Source organism: Streptomyces sp. NPDC039462, assembly GCF_055639375.1.
In genome coordinates, this window is record NZ_JBVKAO010000003.1 from 663,977 (window position 1) to 680,161 (window position 16,185).

Annotated in this window: 17 protein-coding genes; 12 read left to right on the forward strand and 5 right to left on the reverse strand. The window is 73.0% G+C overall.

The annotated features are described in order from the left end of the window. Positions 1–153: 153 nt before the first annotated feature. The 5 genes from ACZ7LU_RS20135 (at position 154) to ACZ7LU_RS20155 (ending at position 4,393) form a co-directional block, all read left to right on the forward strand. Positions 154–651 (forward strand): winged helix-turn-helix transcriptional regulator, encoded by a 498-nt coding sequence (locus ACZ7LU_RS20135; protein WP_398306830.1) that lies wholly within the window; start codon positions 154–156, stop codon positions 649–651. A 117-nt stretch (positions 652–768) separates the two neighbouring features. Further along, positions 769–1,323 (forward strand): SRPBCC family protein, encoded by a 555-nt coding sequence (locus tag ACZ7LU_RS20140; protein WP_471917476.1) that lies wholly within the window; start codon positions 769–771, stop codon positions 1,321–1,323. Beyond that, positions 1,323–2,396 carry an LLM class flavin-dependent oxidoreductase gene (locus ACZ7LU_RS20145; protein ID WP_471917477.1) on the forward strand — a complete coding sequence of 358 codons (1,074 nt, stop codon included), beginning with the start codon at positions 1,323–1,325 and terminating at the stop codon, positions 2,394–2,396. The genes ACZ7LU_RS20140 and ACZ7LU_RS20145 overlap by 1 nt, the downstream gene beginning before the upstream one ends. A 66-nt stretch (positions 2,397–2,462) precedes the next feature. Then, on the forward strand, positions 2,463–3,626 hold the full coding sequence (locus ACZ7LU_RS20150; protein WP_471917478.1) for an oxidoreductase: 1,164 nt from the start codon (positions 2,463–2,465) through the stop codon (positions 3,624–3,626). Between the two features lie 98 nt (positions 3,627–3,724). Beyond that, positions 3,725–4,393, forward strand: coding sequence for a CGNR zinc finger domain-containing protein (locus ACZ7LU_RS20155; protein ID WP_471917479.1), 669 nt, complete (start codon positions 3,725–3,727; stop codon positions 4,391–4,393). A 105-nt stretch (positions 4,394–4,498) separates the two neighbouring features. Here ACZ7LU_RS20155 and ACZ7LU_RS20160 read toward each other — a convergent pair whose 3' ends face one another. After that, positions 4,499–4,939: a nitroreductase family deazaflavin-dependent oxidoreductase gene (locus ACZ7LU_RS20160; RefSeq protein WP_398306820.1), complete on the reverse strand. Its 441-nt coding sequence runs from the start codon at positions 4,937–4,939 to the stop codon at positions 4,499–4,501. Between the two features lie 147 nt (positions 4,940–5,086). Between ACZ7LU_RS20160 and ACZ7LU_RS20165 the strand changes: the two genes are divergently transcribed. Beyond that, on the forward strand, positions 5,087–6,166 hold the full coding sequence (locus tag ACZ7LU_RS20165) for a PucR family transcriptional regulator (protein ID WP_468314688.1): 1,080 nt from the start codon (positions 5,087–5,089) through the stop codon (positions 6,164–6,166). 33 nt (positions 6,167–6,199) lie between these two features. Here ACZ7LU_RS20165 and ACZ7LU_RS20170 read toward each other — a convergent pair whose 3' ends face one another. Together ACZ7LU_RS20170 and ACZ7LU_RS20175 are read right to left on the reverse strand one after the other, a co-directional pair. Then, positions 6,200–6,607, reverse strand: a complete 408-nt coding sequence (locus ACZ7LU_RS20170; protein ID WP_471917480.1) for a CoA-binding protein — start codon at positions 6,605–6,607, stop codon at positions 6,200–6,202. A gap of 20 nt (positions 6,608–6,627) precedes the next feature. Further along, positions 6,628–7,203 (reverse strand): TerD family protein, encoded by a 576-nt coding sequence (locus ACZ7LU_RS20175; protein WP_362988564.1) that lies wholly within the window; start codon positions 7,201–7,203, stop codon positions 6,628–6,630. A 158-nt stretch (positions 7,204–7,361) separates the two neighbouring features. Here ACZ7LU_RS20175 and ACZ7LU_RS20180 point away from each other — a divergent pair, with 158 nt between their 5' ends. Beyond that, complete coding sequence (locus ACZ7LU_RS20180) at positions 7,362–7,787, forward strand: BlaI/MecI/CopY family transcriptional regulator (RefSeq protein WP_398306814.1); 426 nt, start codon at positions 7,362–7,364, stop codon at positions 7,785–7,787. Positions 7,788–7,810: 23 nt separating this feature from the next. Further along, on the forward strand, positions 7,811–8,743 hold the full coding sequence (locus tag ACZ7LU_RS20185) for a M56 family metallopeptidase (RefSeq protein ID WP_471917481.1): 933 nt from the start codon (positions 7,811–7,813) through the stop codon (positions 8,741–8,743). Positions 8,744–8,868: 125 nt separating this feature from the next. On the opposite strand, the gene ACZ7LU_RS20190 is transcribed toward ACZ7LU_RS20185, so the two are convergent. Further along, positions 8,869–9,324, reverse strand: coding sequence for a tellurite resistance TerB family protein (locus ACZ7LU_RS20190; RefSeq protein WP_398306810.1), 456 nt, complete (start codon positions 9,322–9,324; stop codon positions 8,869–8,871). Positions 9,325–9,473: 149 nt separating this feature from the next. On the opposite strand from ACZ7LU_RS20190, the gene ACZ7LU_RS20195 reads away from it, so the two are divergent. Beyond that, entirely contained in the window at positions 9,474–10,181 is a 708-nt protein-coding gene (locus ACZ7LU_RS20195) for a thiaminase II/PqqC family protein (protein WP_468088941.1), read from the forward strand. A 157-nt stretch (positions 10,182–10,338) separates the two neighbouring features. Here the strand turns inward: ACZ7LU_RS20195 and ACZ7LU_RS20200 are convergent, their stop codons facing one another. Continuing rightward, on the reverse strand, positions 10,339–11,022 hold the full coding sequence (locus ACZ7LU_RS20200) for a 4'-phosphopantetheinyl transferase family protein (protein WP_471917482.1): 684 nt from the start codon (positions 11,020–11,022) through the stop codon (positions 10,339–10,341). Between the two features lie 131 nt (positions 11,023–11,153). On the opposite strand from ACZ7LU_RS20200, the gene ACZ7LU_RS20205 reads away from it, so the two are divergent. From ACZ7LU_RS20205 to ACZ7LU_RS20215, 3 genes are all read left to right on the forward strand, one after another. Further along, entirely contained in the window at positions 11,154–11,780 is a 627-nt protein-coding gene (locus tag ACZ7LU_RS20205; protein ID WP_362988575.1) for a YigZ family protein, read from the forward strand. 71 nt (positions 11,781–11,851) lie between these two features. Next, positions 11,852–13,015 carry an exonuclease SbcCD subunit D gene (locus ACZ7LU_RS20210; RefSeq protein WP_471917483.1) on the forward strand — a complete coding sequence of 388 codons (1,164 nt, stop codon included), beginning with the start codon at positions 11,852–11,854 and terminating at the stop codon, positions 13,013–13,015. Continuing rightward, positions 13,012–16,104 carry an AAA family ATPase gene (locus tag ACZ7LU_RS20215; RefSeq protein WP_471917484.1) on the forward strand — a complete coding sequence of 1,031 codons (3,093 nt, stop codon included), beginning with the start codon at positions 13,012–13,014 and terminating at the stop codon, positions 16,102–16,104. Before ACZ7LU_RS20210 ends, ACZ7LU_RS20215 begins: the two co-directional genes overlap by 4 nt. Positions 16,105–16,185: the final 81 nt, after the last annotated feature.

The window sequence follows — 16,185 nt, forward strand, 5'->3', positions numbered from 1 at the left end:
GCCCGGTCTCCGTACCTGATCAGCCGCGGGCGCCCGCTCACAACAGGCGGGCGCCGTTTGCGTCGAACGTCACGTCCCAGGCGCGGTTCCTCCCTGCCGGCCTGCCGGGTCTGCTGGGTCTCGTGCTGAGACCGACCTCCGTATGCTGGCGTCATGAGGCGGACCTCCTTTGCGAACTGGCCGTGCTCCATCGCCCGCACGATGGACCTGCTCGGCGACTGGTGGACGCCGCTCGTCCTGCGCGAGGCGTTCTACGGCATCAAGCGCTTCGACGCCTTCCAGCGAGAGCTCGGCATCGCCCGCAACACCCTCACCGACCGGCTGCGCCGCCTCGTCGACGAGGGCCTCCTGGAGAAGCGGGCCTACCAGAGCGAGCCGGTGCGCTACGACTACGTGCTCACCGAGAAGGGCCGCGACTTCTTCGGTGTCCTCGCCGCCATGAACAGCTGGGGCGACCGCTGGCTGAGCGGCGAGGAGGGCGCGCCGATCGTGTTCCACCACGACCGCTGCGGCCAGGACAGCCGCGCCGAGGTCGTCTGCGCCGACTGCGGGGAACCGATGACGGCCGCGAACACGAGCCCGCGGCTCGGCCCCGGCTATCCGCCCCGCCTCGCCGAACGCCCGGACGTGCAGGCGCGGTTCAGCCGCTGAGAGCGCCGCGCCTCCGCGTGCCTATGACGGTTCTCGACCCTTGACGAGTGAGTCTATCTACGCAACTCTCAAGGTCAGAGGCGTAAGCCTCCCAGGCGACGTGGAGGGCGGTCTTCGATGGAGTGGACAGGAGCGCGTTACGCGGACGGGTCGACGGTCGAGGTGAGCGGGCGGATCGCCGCGCCACCGGAACGGGTGTGGGAGCTCGTCTCCGACATCGGCCTGCTGCCCGCGCTGAGTGCGGAGTTGCAATCGGTCGCATGGCTGGACGGAGCGAGCGGCCCCGCGCTCGGCGCACGGTTCACCGGGCGCAGCAGGCACGACTCCCTGGGGGAGTGGGAGACCACGTCGTACGTCGTGGCGTGCGAGGCGCCGCGCGAGTTCGCGTGGGCGGTGAACGACCCCGAACACCCCAGCGCCCTGTGGCGGTTCTCTCTCGCGGCACAGGACGACGGGGGCACGCTCCTGACGCAGTGGATGCGCCTTGGCCCCGGCCGCTCGGGACTCAGCCATGCGATCGAACGGATGTCGGAGAAGGAACAGAAGATCGTGTTCGTACGGCTGAGGGAGTTCGAGCGGAGCATGACCGCCACGGTCGACGCGATCAAGGCGCTGGCCGAGGGCGTGGCCGACGCGGGCGGTACGTCGGCCGTGGAAGGGGCGCGGTCCTGATGCGTACGTCGACGACGATCGAGGCGTCCGGGGCGGACTGGCGGGAGACGGTCGACTTCGTCACCGAGGCCGAGAAGCTGGGCATGGACATCTGCTGGGTGGCCGAGGCCTGGGGCTCCGAAGCGCCCTCCCCGCTCGGCTACCTGGCGGCCCGCACCGAACGGCTGCTGCTCGGCTCGGGGATCATCCAGCTCGGCACCCGCACTCCCGTCGCCATCGCCCGGGCTGCCCTCACGCTGGCGCAGATCTCCGAAGGGCGGTTCCTGCTGGGCCTCGGACCGTCGGGGCCGCAGGTGATCGAGGGGCTGCACGGCGTGCCGTTCGCGCGCCCGCTCTCCCGGATGCGGGAGACCGTGGACATCATCCGGCGGGCGGCCTCCGGCGAGAAGATCGTCCATGAGGGGCGCGAGTTCACCGTGCCGCTGCCCGGCGGCGAGGCCCGGCCCATGCGTCTTTCGCTGCGCACCGAGCACGACCTGCCGATCTACCTCGCCACCCTCTCCCCGAAGATGCTCCGCCTCACGGGAGAGGTCGCGAACGGCTGGCTCGGCACCAGTTTCGTGCCGGAGGGTGCCAAGGAGGCGTACTTCGACCACCTGGACGCGGGCCTCGCCGCGGCCGGCCGCACCCGTGCCGACCTCGACATCTGCCAGGGCGCCGAGGTGGCGTTCGCGGACGACGAGGACGCCCTGCGCGCGATGGTCGCGGGCCGCAAGAAGGAACTGGCCTTCAGCCTCGGCGGGATGGGCTCCGCCACCACCAACTTCTACAACGCCGCCTACAGCAGGCAGGGATGGGCCGAGGCCGCCGCGGAGGTCCGCGAGCGCTGGCAGGCGGGTGACCGGGACGGCGCGGCCGGTCTCGTGAGCGACGAGATGGTCCTCGCGACCACCCTGATCGGCACCGAGGAGATGGTGCGCGAGCGGCTGCGGGTCTGGCGCGCCGCGGGCGTCGACACGGTCCGGCTCTATCCGGCGGGCGACACGCTCGACGCGCGGCTGAGCACGCTGGGCCGGGCGATCGAGCTCGTACGGGAGGTGGACGGGGACGGGACGCAAGGGCAGCCGACATAGGCAAAGTGGTTACGCTTCTGTCATAGTGCTCGTACCCAAGAGCACTCGAGAGCAGAGGAACCCGCCATGGAGACCGTGGACAGCGGCGTATCGAACGAGGACGCGTCGCGCGCCGCACGTCTGTTGGGCCGCCCCTTCACCCTCGGCGGCCTGACGCTGCGCAACCGCATCGCGATGGCCGCCGTGACCCGGCGCTTCTCGCCGGACGGCGTGCCCGGCGAGGATGTCGCCGCGTACTACGCGCGGCGCGCGGCCGGCGGCGCCGGCCTGATCGTCACGGAGGGAACCTATGTGCGGCGGGACGCGGCCGCCGCGTACGACGGCGTGCCGCACTTCCACGGTGAGCGGGCCCTCGCCGGCTGGGCGGCGGTGGCCGCGCGGGTGCACGCGGCGGGAGGCCGGATCATGCCCCAGCTGTGGCACACGGGTGTGCTGCGGGGCGGTGCGGGGCAGCCGCACGGCGGCTCCGCGGAAGGTCCGTCCAGCATCCCTGCGGAGGGTCCGTCCGGCATCGACCTTGACGGGCGTGCGCACGGCAGGGCCATGACGCTCGACGACATCGACGCGGTCGTCCGCGCCTTCGCCGAGGCCGCGGCCGCCGCCGAACGCATCGGCTTCGACGGCGTCGAACTGCACGGCGCCCACGGCTACTTGATCGACAACTTCCTGTGGCACGGCACCAACACCCGCACCGACGCCTACGGTGGCGACCCCGCTTCCCGGGCCCGGTTCGCCGCCGAGGTCGTCGCCGCCGTGCGGGCTGCGGTCTCGCCCGGCTTTCCGGTCCTGTTCCGCCTCTCGCAGTGGAAGACCGACCACTACGACGCGCGGATCGCCGAGGGGCCGCGGGAACTGGAGGCGCTCCTCGTCCCGCTGGCCGAGGCGGGAGCGGACGCCTTCCACGCCTCGACGCGGCGCTACTGGCTCCCCGAGTTCGAGGGCAGCGACCTGAACCTCGCCGGCTGGACGAAGAAGCTCACCGGCAAGCCCTCGGTCACCGTCGGCTCCGTGGGCCTCGCCCAGCAGTTCGCGGGCGCGCCGGGGCGCACCCAGCGATCCGGCGTGACCGGCATCGGCCCGCTCCTCGACCGCATGGAGCGCGACGAGTTCGATCTGGTCGCCGTCGCCCGCGCGCTCGTCGCCGACCCCGAGTGGCCGACGAAGGCCCTCACCGGCCGCCTCGACGAAGCGGTGCCGTACGACGCCGCGCTGTTGAGCGCACTGGTGTGACGCCTGACGGGCGGGGGAGGGCGGTGCCGGTCCGGCGTGAAAGAGTGGGGCGCCCCGAAGACCGGGGCGTTCCCCCGCACCCCGGAAGGTGATCCACGATGACCTGGTCGGCGACCGAGCGGTATCGCCTGGAGTCCGCGCCCGGCGGCCTCGGACTCGTCCAGGACCTGCTCAACACCGTCTCGGCGGGGGCGCCGGGTTCGCCTGGTTCACCGGGTTTGCCGGGTTCGGTGGGTTCTGCGGGTTCTGCGGGTTCGGGTTCGGCGGGCTCCGGAAGAGCTGACTTGCTCGGGGACGTGGCCGACGCGCAGGCGTGGGCGGACGAGGCGTGCGCCGAGTGGGCGGCCGTCACCGGGCGACCGGCGCCGCGCGTGATCCTGGACGCCGACGCGCTGCCCGAGCTCCGGGCCTTCCGCGACAGTCTTCAGGGGATCGCCGCTCGGGGAACAGGGGGCGAGGCCGCGGACCCGTCCCCGGTGCCGGAGCACACCGCCGAGGTGGCACTGCGGCTCGGCGCGGACGGTGTCGTACGAATCGAACCCCACGGCGACGGAGGGTGGCGCCGACTCGTCGCACTCGTCCTCGCGGCGGTGTACGAGGCGCAGCAGGCGGACACCGCCCGACGTCTGAAATCCTGCCGCAACCCCGCCTGCCGTGTGGCCTTCTACGACCGCTCCCGCAACAACAGCGGCGTCTGGCACGACGTCAAGACCTGCGGCAACGCGGCGAACCTGCGGGCCTACCGCGCCCGGCAGCGGGAGCGGTAGGCCGCCCGAACAGGATCGGCACCCGACCCGAACCGGATCAGGGCCCGAACAAGGTCAGGACTCCAACAGGGGCAGTGGCCGAACAGGATCAGGGATCGAACAGGATCAGGACTCGAACGGGGTCAGGATGAAGAGCGGGATCTCTCGGTCCGTCTTCTTCTGGTACTCGTCGTACGCCGGCCAGACCGCGACCGCCCGCTCCCACCACAGCCGCCGCTCCTCACCGGAGGCGACCCGCGCGCGGTAGTCCTTCTTCACCGGGCCGTCCTGCAGCTCCACATGCGGGTGCGCGATCAGGTTGTGGTACCAGGACGGGTTCGCCGGGTCGCCGCCCTTCGACGCGACCACCGCATACTCCCCGGCGTGTTCGACGCGCATCAGGGGGTTCTTGCGGAGCTTCCCGCTCTTGGCGCCGACCGAGGTCAGCAGGATGACCGGCTTTCCCTGCATGGTCGTCCCCTCGGTCCCGCCGGAGCTCTCGTACAGCTGGGCCTGCTTGCTCGCCCAGTCCCATGTGCCGGGCTCGTATTCACCAGTCAGAGGCATACCGGCTTCAACGGCGAGGGACCACCGATTGTTCCGGCCCCGGTCGGCACTCCCCGACTCCGTATGCGTTAATCCGTATGCGTTAAAAAGGCATCAAATCATTCAGTACGGTGGCGGCGGTTCACCACGGCAGGCAGCGGGGCGGGCATGGCGGACGGAGCAGGTGTGGAGGGGTACGGCGTACCCGGGGAGTACCTCGACGGCTATGCCCGCATGCTGGCCGCCGCGGCCGCGACCGGGCGCAGGCTGAACCGTGACGAGCTGGACTCGCGGCGGGTGCTGGGGGAGCGGGCGGCCGAGGCGGGGCTGGGGCTGCGGGCTCTGGTGGGCGCGCATCTGGCGGCGGCCCGCGAGCACTGGCCCGCCGCGCGGACGGTCTCCACGGACAGTGCGCTGGCCGCCGTAGAGCAGGCCGTGGACGCCTTCGCCGAGGGGTACGAGCGCGCGCAGCGCCTCGCGGTCCGTCAGGAGGAGGCCGCCCGGCGGGAGTTCATCGACGACCTCCTCCACGGACGCAGCGACCTGGGCCTGCTCGCCGAGCGCGCCGAACGCTTCGGTCTTCGCCTCTCCTACGAACACGCGGTCGCCGTCGCCCAGGGAGCGAGCGGATACGAGGAGGGGGACGCCGTGCCCCGCGAGGTCGAGCGCGCCCTCATCGGCCGGTTCGGCGACCGCAGTATCCTGCTCACCACCAAGGACGGCCGGATGGTGTGTATCGCCCCCGGCGACCAGGGTGAGGTTCTCGCCTTCTTCGCCAAGCACGCGTACGCCGCCGTGGAGGGCGGCCGGGTCGCCATCGGCCGCTCGCAGCCGGGCCCGGGCGGTGTCGTCCAGTCGTACGAGGAGGCGCTCAACGCCCTCGATCTCGCCGAACGCCTGGAACTCGACGAGCCCGTGCTGCACGCCGCCGATCTGCTGGTCTACCCGGTGCTGACCCGCGACCGGCAGGCCATGGCCGACCTGGTGGTCCATACGCTCGGCCCGCTGCGGCAGGCCCGCGGCGGGGCGCAGCCGCTCATCGACACGCTCGCCGCGTTCTTCGACGCGGGCTGTGTCGCGGCGGAGGCGGCCCGCCGCCTCTCCTTGAGCGTGCGCGCTCTGACGTACCGTCTGGAGCGCATACACAAGCTCACCGGCGCCAACCCGGCCGACCCCGTGCACCGCTACACCCTCCAGACCGCGGTGATCGGCGCCCGCCTGCTGGACTGGCCCGACCAGCCGTTCTGAACCCGGCCAGCCGATATGAAGGGTGGCGTCGGGCTAGCCCAGCTGCGGGATCTCGATGGCGGGGCAGCGGTCCATGACCATGTCCAGGCCCGCCGCCCGAGTCCTGTCGTACGCCGCCTCGTCGACCACGCCGAGCTGGAACCAGACCGCCCGCGCGCCGGCGGCCACCGCGTCGTCGGCGACCCGGCCCGCCAGCGCGCTGTTGACGAACACGTCCACCACGTCGATCCGGAACGGCACGTCGGACAGGGACGCGTACCCCTGCTCGCCGTGGACCGTCTCCGCCTTGGGGTGGATCGGCACGACGCGCTTGCCGAAGCGCTGCAGGACGGCCGCGACGCCGTAAGCCGCCCGGTCGCGGTTGTTGGACAGGCCCACGACGGCCCAGGTGTCGCCGAGCTCCGTCAGGATCCTGCGCACCGTCTCCTGGTCGCCGTACATGACCTGCCTCCTCAAAACCGTCAGACGTTCACGCCGAAGTCTGTCGCGATGCCGCGCAGCCCACTGGCATAACCCTGACCGACCGCACGGAATTTCCACTCGGCACCGTGTCGGTAGAGCTCGCCGAAGACCATGGCGGTCTCCGTGGAGGCGTCCTCCGACAGGTCGTAGCGGGCGATCTCCACGCCGTCCGCCTGGTTCACCACGCGGATGAACGCGTTGCGGACCTGGCCGAAGCTCTGGCCGCGGTTCTCGGCGTCGTGGATCGACACCGGGAAGACGATCTTCGAGATGTCGGCGGGCACCTGCGCGAGGTTCACCTTCACGGCCTCGTCGTCACCCTCGCCCTCACCGGTGAGGTTGTCGCCGGTGTGCTCGACCGAGCCGTCCGGGCTCGTCAGGTTGTTGTAGAAGACGAAGTGCTGGTCGGAGACGACCTTGCCGGAGTCGTCGCAGAGCAGCGCGCTGGCGTCGAGGTCGTAGTCCGTGCCGGTCGTGGTGCGCACGTCCCAGCCCAGGCCGACCAGTACGGCGGTGAGGCCCGGCGCCTCCTTGCTCAGCGAGACGTTGCCGCCCTTGGCCAGGGAAACTCCCACGATGTCCTCCTACGGTCAGAGATCTGGATATCGCCCCGAAATCTACAGGAGTGTAGAAGTGGGTGGTGCGGCGGTGCCCCGTTACGATAGGGCGCTCCCCGTCCGCCGTGGAGCACACAGAGACTGGTGGAGCACACAGAGGCTGGAGGGATCGCGGGATGACGCATGCCGACGGGTACGGCGAGCACCCCGAGCGCGCCGAGCGGCGGCCGCGACCGCGCCGCCGCGCCCAGGGCGAACTGGAGTCGCAGGTCCTCGCCGCGCTGCACGCCGCGCGCGGGCCCGTCAGCGCCGCCTGGGTGCAGGAGCGGATCGGCGGCGACCTCGCGTACACCACCGTCATGACGATCCTGACCCGCCTCCTCGCGAAGGACGCGGTCACCCGCGAGCGTGCGGGCCGGTCGTTCGCGTGGCTGCCCGCTTCGGACGAGGCCGGGCTCGCCGCCTTCCGCATGCGCAAGGTGCTCGACGGCGAGAGCGACCGCGAGGCCGTGCTCGCCAGCTTCGTCACGACGCTCACGCCCGACGACGAGGAGCTCCTGCGCGGTCTGCTCGGGCAGGCGGGCGCCGAGGCCGACGACTGACGCCCGATGGGGGTTCTCCACTGATGGGCGTGTTCGTCTTCCTGCCCCTCGTGCTGCCGCTGACCGCGTGGCCGATCGCCCGCCTCGCCGAGCAGCACCTCCACCCGCGCACCGCGACCCGCCTGCTCACCGCCGTCGCCGGCGTGATGGCCGTGTGCAGCACGCTCTGCCTGGCGCTCCTGATGGTCGTCGGCACCGCCCAACTGCCGGGCAACCCGCTGCCGGACGGCTGGTCCGACCCCGAGGTGCGGGCGGCCGTTCCCTATGACGAGGTCGCGGGGAAGGTCGCGATCCCGGCGCTGCTCGCCGTGTGCGCGGCGTGCGCGCGGACACTGTGGCGGCACGCGCGGGTACGCCGCCGGGCGCGCCGGGCCCTCGAAGGGCTGCGCGGCAACTCCGTCGCCGTACTCACCGACGAGACGTCGTACGCCTACGCCCTGCCGACCCGTGCCGGGGGCCGTGTGGTGGTCACCACCGGCATGCTGTCCCGGCTCGCGTCCGCCGAGCGCCGCGCGCTGTTCGCCCACGAGCGGGCCCACCTCTCCGCACGGCATCACCGGCACCTGATCGTCACGCAGTTGGCGGCCCGCGCGAACCCCTTCCTGCGGCCGCTGCGCACCTCCGTGGCCTACGCCGCCGAGCGGTGGGCCGACGAGGCGGCGGCGTGCGCGGTGCGTGACCGGCGGGCCGTCGCCCGTGCGATCGGCAAGGCGGCCATGGTCTCCCGCGGTGTGCCCGCGCCGACCTTCGCGGGCCTCGCGGCGCCGGGACCGGTGCCGCGCCGCGTCGCCGCGCTCCTCGCCCCCGCGCCGTCCGCCCGCACCCGGCCTTCCGTGTTCACGGCGGTGGGGCTCGCGCTGTGGTCCGCGGCGGTCGGCACCGCCGTGTCCGCGATGTCCTCGGCGAACTCGGCCGTGACGATGGTCCTCATCCTGCGGGCGGCCACACCGCTCTGAGCCCCGGCTCTCCGTCGGCCCCCCTTCCGCGGTTCCGAGTCCTCGGCTCCGAGTCCTCGACCCCGTGCCCCGTGAGCGGACCGGCCGCAGGGGGCCGGTCCGGGCGACGTGACCAGAGGCCGGAACTAGAGGTCGAACTCGTGCGGCGGCAGGTCGAGCGCGAAGCACGCCTCGCGCACCACACCCTGCTCGTCCTTGTCGAAATCACCGTCGGCGCCGCCGATCACGATGCCTATCTGGATCACCGCGCGGGCCTCCGCGGGCTTCTTCTTCGCCTTGGCGACCTCCTGGAGCACGCTCACCTTGCCGAACGCGAAGTCGGCGGTGAGCTTGTCCACGTACTCGTCGAAGCGGCGGCGCAGGTCGTCCGCGGGGAAGTTCTGCAACACCTCGTTCGTGCCGATGAGCTGGGCCACGCGGTGGCGCTCGGACGGGTCCACGGTGCCGTCGGCGGCCGCCACCAGGGCGCACATCGCCATGCTCGCGTCGCGGAAGGCGCCGCTCTTGAGGTCGTTCTTCTTCGCCATCAACTGGGTCTGCATCGTCGATGCGGATTCCTTGACGCGGTCCCACAGAGCCATGGGGAACTCCATAAACGTATCGATGAATCAGGGGTGTCCGACGCGGTCCCGGTACGCTGCGCGCAAGTCCGGGCCCCCGCCAGTTTCTACAGCAGAGTAGAAACTAGCAGCCGGGCCGAGAAGTTCCCGCCCAGCGGAAGGTGCGCGTGATGACTCCGACGGCACAAGAGCTCCTGCGGACCACGGCCGCCCGCCTCGCCCCCGAGCCGGCCGCCAACCCCCTCGTGCCGCGCATCGCCGACGGCCGGGCGCGGGCGCGGACGATCGCCGTCCTCGCCCTGGAGCAGCGGCACGTCATCCCCGCCGACCGGCGCTCCTTCCAGCACCTCACCAGGCGGGCCGCCGAGGCCAAGGACCTCGAATCCGCCGCCTTCTTCGACACCCTCGCCGACGGCGAGAGCCTCGCGCGGGAACGGCTCACCCCGTTGCTCGACGCCTGCGGGGTGAGCAGGGCGGAGGCGGCGACGTACGAACCGCAGGCGGGCTGCCAGACCTACCCGGCGTACGTGGCGTGGCTCGCCCTGAACGGCGAACCGGCCGACGTCGTCCTCGCGCTCACCGCCAACTTCGCGGTCTGGGGCGCCTGTTGCGCCACCGTCGCCCGCGCGTTGCGCGACCACTATGGCTTCGACGACGAGGCCTGCGGGTTCTTCGACTTCTTCGCGGAGCCCGCGCCGGACCTCGACCGGCAGGCGCTCGCCGCGGTGCAGGCCGGCCTCGACCGGGGCCGGATCACGACGGCGCACCTGCGCTACGGCCGCCTGCTGGGGCAGTACGAGGAGATGTTCTGGGAGACCCTTGCCGAGGGGGATGGGAACGGGGATGGGGACGGAGACGAGACGGCGGGCGGGCGCTGACTCACCGAGACCGCTGACTCACCCCGCCGTACCGCGCGCGGGCGACCCTATGGACGTACGCCACGCGCGCGTGGCGGACACCGGGCCGAGCGGACGTCGGGCACCGGGCCGGGCGGACGTCGAGCACCGGGCCGAGCGGACGTCGGGCGCCAGAGCCTCAGCGCAGCACGATGGCCGTGGCGGCGATCCCGTCCCGCACCACCCACTGACCTGCGAACACCTTCAGCTCGACGCCCGCCACCACGGGCCCATCGACCAGCAGCCGCGCGGTGAACGTGCCGTCCGGCTCCAGCTCCACCCGGGCCTCCTCGAAACTGAGCCACCGCCCGGTGAGCGGGAACCACGTCTTGTAGACGGACTCCTTCGCACTGAAGAGCAGCCGGTCCCAGGGCGTGGCCGGGTAGCGGGAGCCGAGCGCGGCCAGCGCGGCACGCTCCGTCTCGTCGGCCACCAGGTTCAGGACGTCCGGATCGCGCAACGGCTCACCGGGCTCCGCGTCGATACCGAGCGAGACCACCTCGCCCGCGCGGGCCACGACCGCCGCGCGGTACCCGGCGCAGTGCGTCATGCTGCCGACGACACCGGCCGGCCAGCCGGGCGCGCCCCGGTGTCCCGGCAGGATCGGCGCGGGCGGCACACCGATCCGGGCCAGCGCGGTGCGGGCGCAGTGCCGCACGGTGGTGAACTCGTTGCGCCGCTTGGCCACCGCGTTCGCGACGACCGCCTCCTCCTCGGGGAAGAGGACGGCGTCCGCCGGGTCGTCGTGGGTCTCGACGACGGTGACGGGCACGCCGGCGAGCAGGGCTGCCAAGGGGCCCGTCGGGTCCGGGACTTGGGGCACGGTTGTCGAAGGTGACGTCACGAGAGATCACGGTACCGGGGCGGCCCGCGCGGGAACGCGTGCTGTGGCCTACGCCACCCGGCGCCCCTCCCGGGCGCGATCGGCCCCCGAGGAGCGCCTACGCTGGCGTGATGCAGGACGAATACCGCACAGTGGCCCGCGAGGGCGTGCACGAGACCGAGATCAACCGCTCGCGCTTCCTGTGCGCCCTGGCACCCGCGGCCACCGAGCGGGAGGCCCAGGACTTCGTCGCGCGCGTCCGCAAGGAACACCCGACCGCCAGCCACAACTGCTTCGCGTATGTCATCGGGGCCGACGCCGCCGTGCAGAAGGCGAGCGACGACGGCGAGCCCGGCGGCACCGCGGGCGTCCCGATGCTGCAGATGCTGATGCGCCGCGACATGCGGTACGTCGCCGCGGTCGTGACCCGCTACTACGGAGGGGTCAAGCTCGGCGCGGGCGGACTCATCCGCGCCTACGGAGGAGCCGTCGGCGAGGCACTGGACACCCTCGGCACCGTCACCCGCCGCCGCTTCCGCCTCGCCACCGTCACCGTCGACCACCAGCGCGCGGGCAAGGTCCAGAACGATCTGCGGGCGGCGGGCCGCGAGGTGCGCGACGTCCGCTACGGCGACGCCGTCACGATCGAGATCGGCCTGCCCGACGCCGACGTGGACGCCTTCCGCGGCTGGCTGGCCGACGCCACCGCGGGCAGCGCCGTGCTCGAGCTCGGGGGAGAGGCGTACGGAGACGCCTGAGGGGCCGGGTGAGGAGGAGTTACGGGAGTGGCCACCCGTGATGTCCGACCCGCCCGATAGTCTCGGGAATCATGAGGCTTCTGCACACGTCCGACTGGCATCTGGGGCGATCGTTCCACCGCGTGAACATGCTCGATGCCCAGGCCGCGTTCATCGGTCACCTGCTGGCGACCGTGCGCGAGCGTGACGTGGACGCCGTCGCGGTGGCCGGGGACGTGTACGACAGGGCGGTGCCGCCGCTCGCCGCCGTCGAGCTCTTCGACGACGCCCTGCACCGGCTCGCGGACCTCGGCGTGCCGACGGTCATGATCTCCGGGAACCACGACTCGGCGCGCCGCCTCGGCGTCGGCGCGGGCCTCATCGACCGCGCCGGCATCCACCTGCGCACCGACCCGGCCGCCTGCGCGGAGCCCGTGATCCTCACCGACCGCCACGGGGACGTGGCGTTCTACGGCCTGCCCTATCTCGAACCCGCCCTCGTCAAGGACACCTTCGGAGTGGCCAAGGCAGGGCACGAGGCGGTCCTCGGTGCCGCCATGGACCGGGTCCGCGCCGACCTCGCCGCCCGCGCGCCGGGCACCCGCTCCGTCGTCCTCGCCCACGCCTTCGTCAGCGGCGGTCAGGTCAGCGAGAGCGAGCGGGACATCACGGTCGGAGGGGTCGCCGCCGTGCCCGCCGGAGTCTTCGAAGGCGTGGACTACGCAGCCCTCGGCCACCTGCACGGCAGCCAGACCCTCTCCACGCGCGTGCGCTACTCGGGCTCCCCCCTGCCGTACTCCTTCTCCGAGGCCGACCACCGCAAGAGCATGTGGCTCGTCGACCTCGGCCCGGAAGGGGAGATCGACGCCGAGCGCGTCGACTGCCCCGTGCCGCGCCCGCTCGCCCGCATCCGGGGCACCCTCGCCGACCTGCTCGACGACCCCGGTCTCGCCCGCCACGAAGAGGCGTGGGTCGAGGCCACCCTCACCGACGCGGTCCGCCCCGACGACCCGATGGCCCGCCTCTGCGAGCGCTTCCCGCACACCCTCAGCCTCGTCTTCGCCCCGGACCGGGCCCCCGACGACCCGGACGTCTCGTACGCCCAGCGCCTCCAGGGCCGCAGCGACCAGCAGGTCGCCGAGGACTTCGTGACCCATGTGCGCGGTGCGGGGCCCGACGAGGAGGAACAGGAAGTGCTGCGTTCGGCGTTCGACGCGGTCCGCACCGACGACACGCTGCGCGAGGTCGCCCGATGAGGCTCCACCGGCTCCGCATCACCGCCTTCGGGCCCTTCGGCACCACCCAGGACATCGACTTCGACGACCTCAGCGCCGCCGGACTCTTCCTGTTGCACGGCCCGACCGGCGCCGGCAAGACCTCCGTCCTGGACGCCGTGTGCTATGCCCTCTACGGCTCGGTGCCGGGCGCCCGGCAGGGCAGCGGACAGGGCATGACGCTGCGCAGCGACCACGCGCAGCAGGGCACGCGCACGGAAGTGTGCCTCGAACTGACCGTCGCCGGGCGGCGCCTGGAGATCACCCGCCAGCCTCCGTGGGCGCGCCCCAAGAAGCGCGGCACGGGCACCACCACGGAGAAGGCACAGAGCTGGCTGCGCGAGTACGACGCCGAAGCGACCCCGGGCGCCTGGAAGGACCTGAGCCGGTCCCACCAGGAGATCGGCGAAGAGATTGCCCAGCTCCTCGGCATGAGCAAGGAGCAGTTCTGCCAGGTCGTGCTCCTGCCCCAGGGCGACTTCTCCCGCTTCCTGCGTGCGGACGCGGAGGCGCGGGGCAAGCTGCTCGGGCGACTCTTCGACACGCGCAGGTTCGCCGCCGTGGAACAGCGGCTCGCCGAGCAGCGGCGCACCACCGAAGCCGAGGTCAAGGACGGTGACGCCGCGCTCCTCGCCGACGCGCACCGCATGCAGCAGGCCGCGGACGACGACGGCCGCGACGCCGAAGTGCCCCTGCCCGACCTCGCGCCCGGTGACCCGGGCCTGGCGGACGCCGTCCTCACCTGGGCGGCTGTCGCCCGCACGACCGCGCGGGAACGCCTCACCGTCGCCGACTGCGCGCTCACCGCCGCCGAATCCGCCCAGGCGGCCGCGGAGCGCAGGCTCGGTGACGTACGCGAACTCGACCGGCTGCAGAGCCGGTTCGCCGAAGCGCAGTCACGCGCCGCCCAGCTCCACGCGCGCGTGGACGAACAGCGCGACCTCGAAGAGCGTCTGCAACGGGCCCGCAAGGCCGAGACAGTCGCGCCCGCGCTCGGCCTGCGCGACACCGCCGACGCCGAACACCGGCGCGCCACGGAAGCGGAGGCACGCGCGCGTGGCCTGCTGCCCGAGACGTTCGCCTCCCACGGCGCGGCGGGCCTCGCCGCCGCCGCCCGCGCGGCGGCCGAGGAGCTGGGCGGCCTCACATCGGCCCGGCGCGCCGAGCGGCGGACCGCCGAGATCACGGCGGAACGCGCGACGCTGGACCGCCAGGAGCGGGCCGACGACGAACTGCTCCAGGACGCGTCCGGCTGGCTCGACGGCTGGGAGGCGACCCGGACCGCGCTCCAGGAGCGCATCGAGTCCGCCCAGGAAGCCGCCACCCGCGCCGAGCGCCTCGCGGGCCGCCTCGAACCGGCCCAGGCCCGCCTCGACGCGGCCCGCCGCCGCGACCGGCTCGCCCAGGACGCGGCGGCGGCACAGGAACGCGCCCTCGCCGCCCGCGAGTCCGCCACCGCCGCGCACGAGCACTGGCTCGCCCTCAAAGAGCAACGCCTCAACGGCATCGCCGCCGAACTGGCCGCGCACCTGACCGACGGCCAACCGTGCGCGGTATGCGGCGCCACGGAGCACCCCGCCCCCGCGCGGAAGATCGCCGGACACGTGGACCGCCACACCGAGGAGGCCGCCCTCGCCGAGCACCGCCGCGCGGACGAGGCCCGCGCCGCCGCCGAGCGCGCCCTCGGGGACGTACGGGAATCGTTGGCGGCGGCGACGGCCGCGGCCAAGGGCGGCCCGGTAACAGAACCGAACGAGGCGAGTGCCGCCGGGGACAGCGACTCCAAGGAAGCGTCCCCCGACATCCACTCCACAGTCGACGAACTCGCCGCGGCCGTCGCACAGTTGCGGCAGGCCTACGCAGAAGCCCGAAACCGCGCCTCCGGGCTGCACGCCGCCCGGGAGGCCTTGGCACAGGCGGAGCGCGAGTACGACCGCAGGCTCGCCGAGCAGCAGGAGGCCGCCCGGCGCGCCGCTTCCCGTGCGACGCTGCGCGACGCCCTGGAGCGCGAACAGCTGGCGCTGGAAGCGGAGTTGACCCGCGCGCGGGGCACCGCGGACAGCGTCGCCGCACGCGCCGCCCAGCTGGAGCGGCAGGCCGCGCTGCTCACCGAGGCCGCCGACGCCGCACGCGCCGCCGACGACACCGCCGAGCGCCTGAAGGACGCCGACGCGCGACTCGCCGACGCGGCCTTCCGCGCCGGCTTCGACACGCCGACGGCCGCGGCGGCCGCCCTGCTCGACGACGCCCGGTACCGCGAGCTCCAGCACCGCATCGACGCCTGGCGCGACGAAGAAGCCGCGGTGCGCTCCGTCCTCGCCGAGCCGGACACGGCCGCAGCCGCCCAGCGACCGCCCGCCGACCTCCCGACCGCGCAAGCCGCGGCCGACGCGGCGGGCCGACGCCTGCGGGACGCCGCCTCCGCGCGGGACGCCGCCGCACGCCGCTGCGCCGAACTGGACCGGCTCTCCGCCCACTCGCTCGCCACGATGCGCAAGCTGGGCCCCCTGCGGGCCGCGTACGACCGGGTGGCCAGGCTCGCAGGACTCGCCGCGGGCACCTCGGCGGACAACGAACGCCGCATGCGCCTGGAGTCGTACGTGCTCGCCGCCCGCCTGGAACAGGTGGCCGCGGCCGCGACCGTACGACTCCGGCGCATGTCGTCCGGGCGCTACACCCTCGTGCACTCCGACGACCGCGCGGGCCGCGGCCGTTCGGGCCTCGGCCTGCACGTCGTCGACGCCTGGACGGGCCGCGAACGCGACACGGCGACCCTGTCGGGCGGGGAGACGTTCTTCGCCTCCCTGGCACTCGCCCTGGGCCTCGCCGACGTGGTCACGGACGAGGCGGGCGGCGTCCGACTCGACACCCTCTTCATCGACGAGGGCTTCGGCAGCCTCGACGACCAGACCCTCGACGAGGTCCTCGACGTCCTGGACTCCCTGCGCGAACGCGACCGCAGCGTCGGCATCGTCAGCCACGTCGCGGACCTCCGACGGCGCGTCCACGCGCAGCTGGAGGTCGTGAAGGGGCGGGCAGGGTCGGTGGTGCGGCAGCGGGGCGGGGTCTGAGGGCTCAGGCCTTCGATGCCGTACCCATCGCTGGCCATCCCTGCTTTTCCGCAACTGCCCTGGCCCTTGGCTTTCTCGACG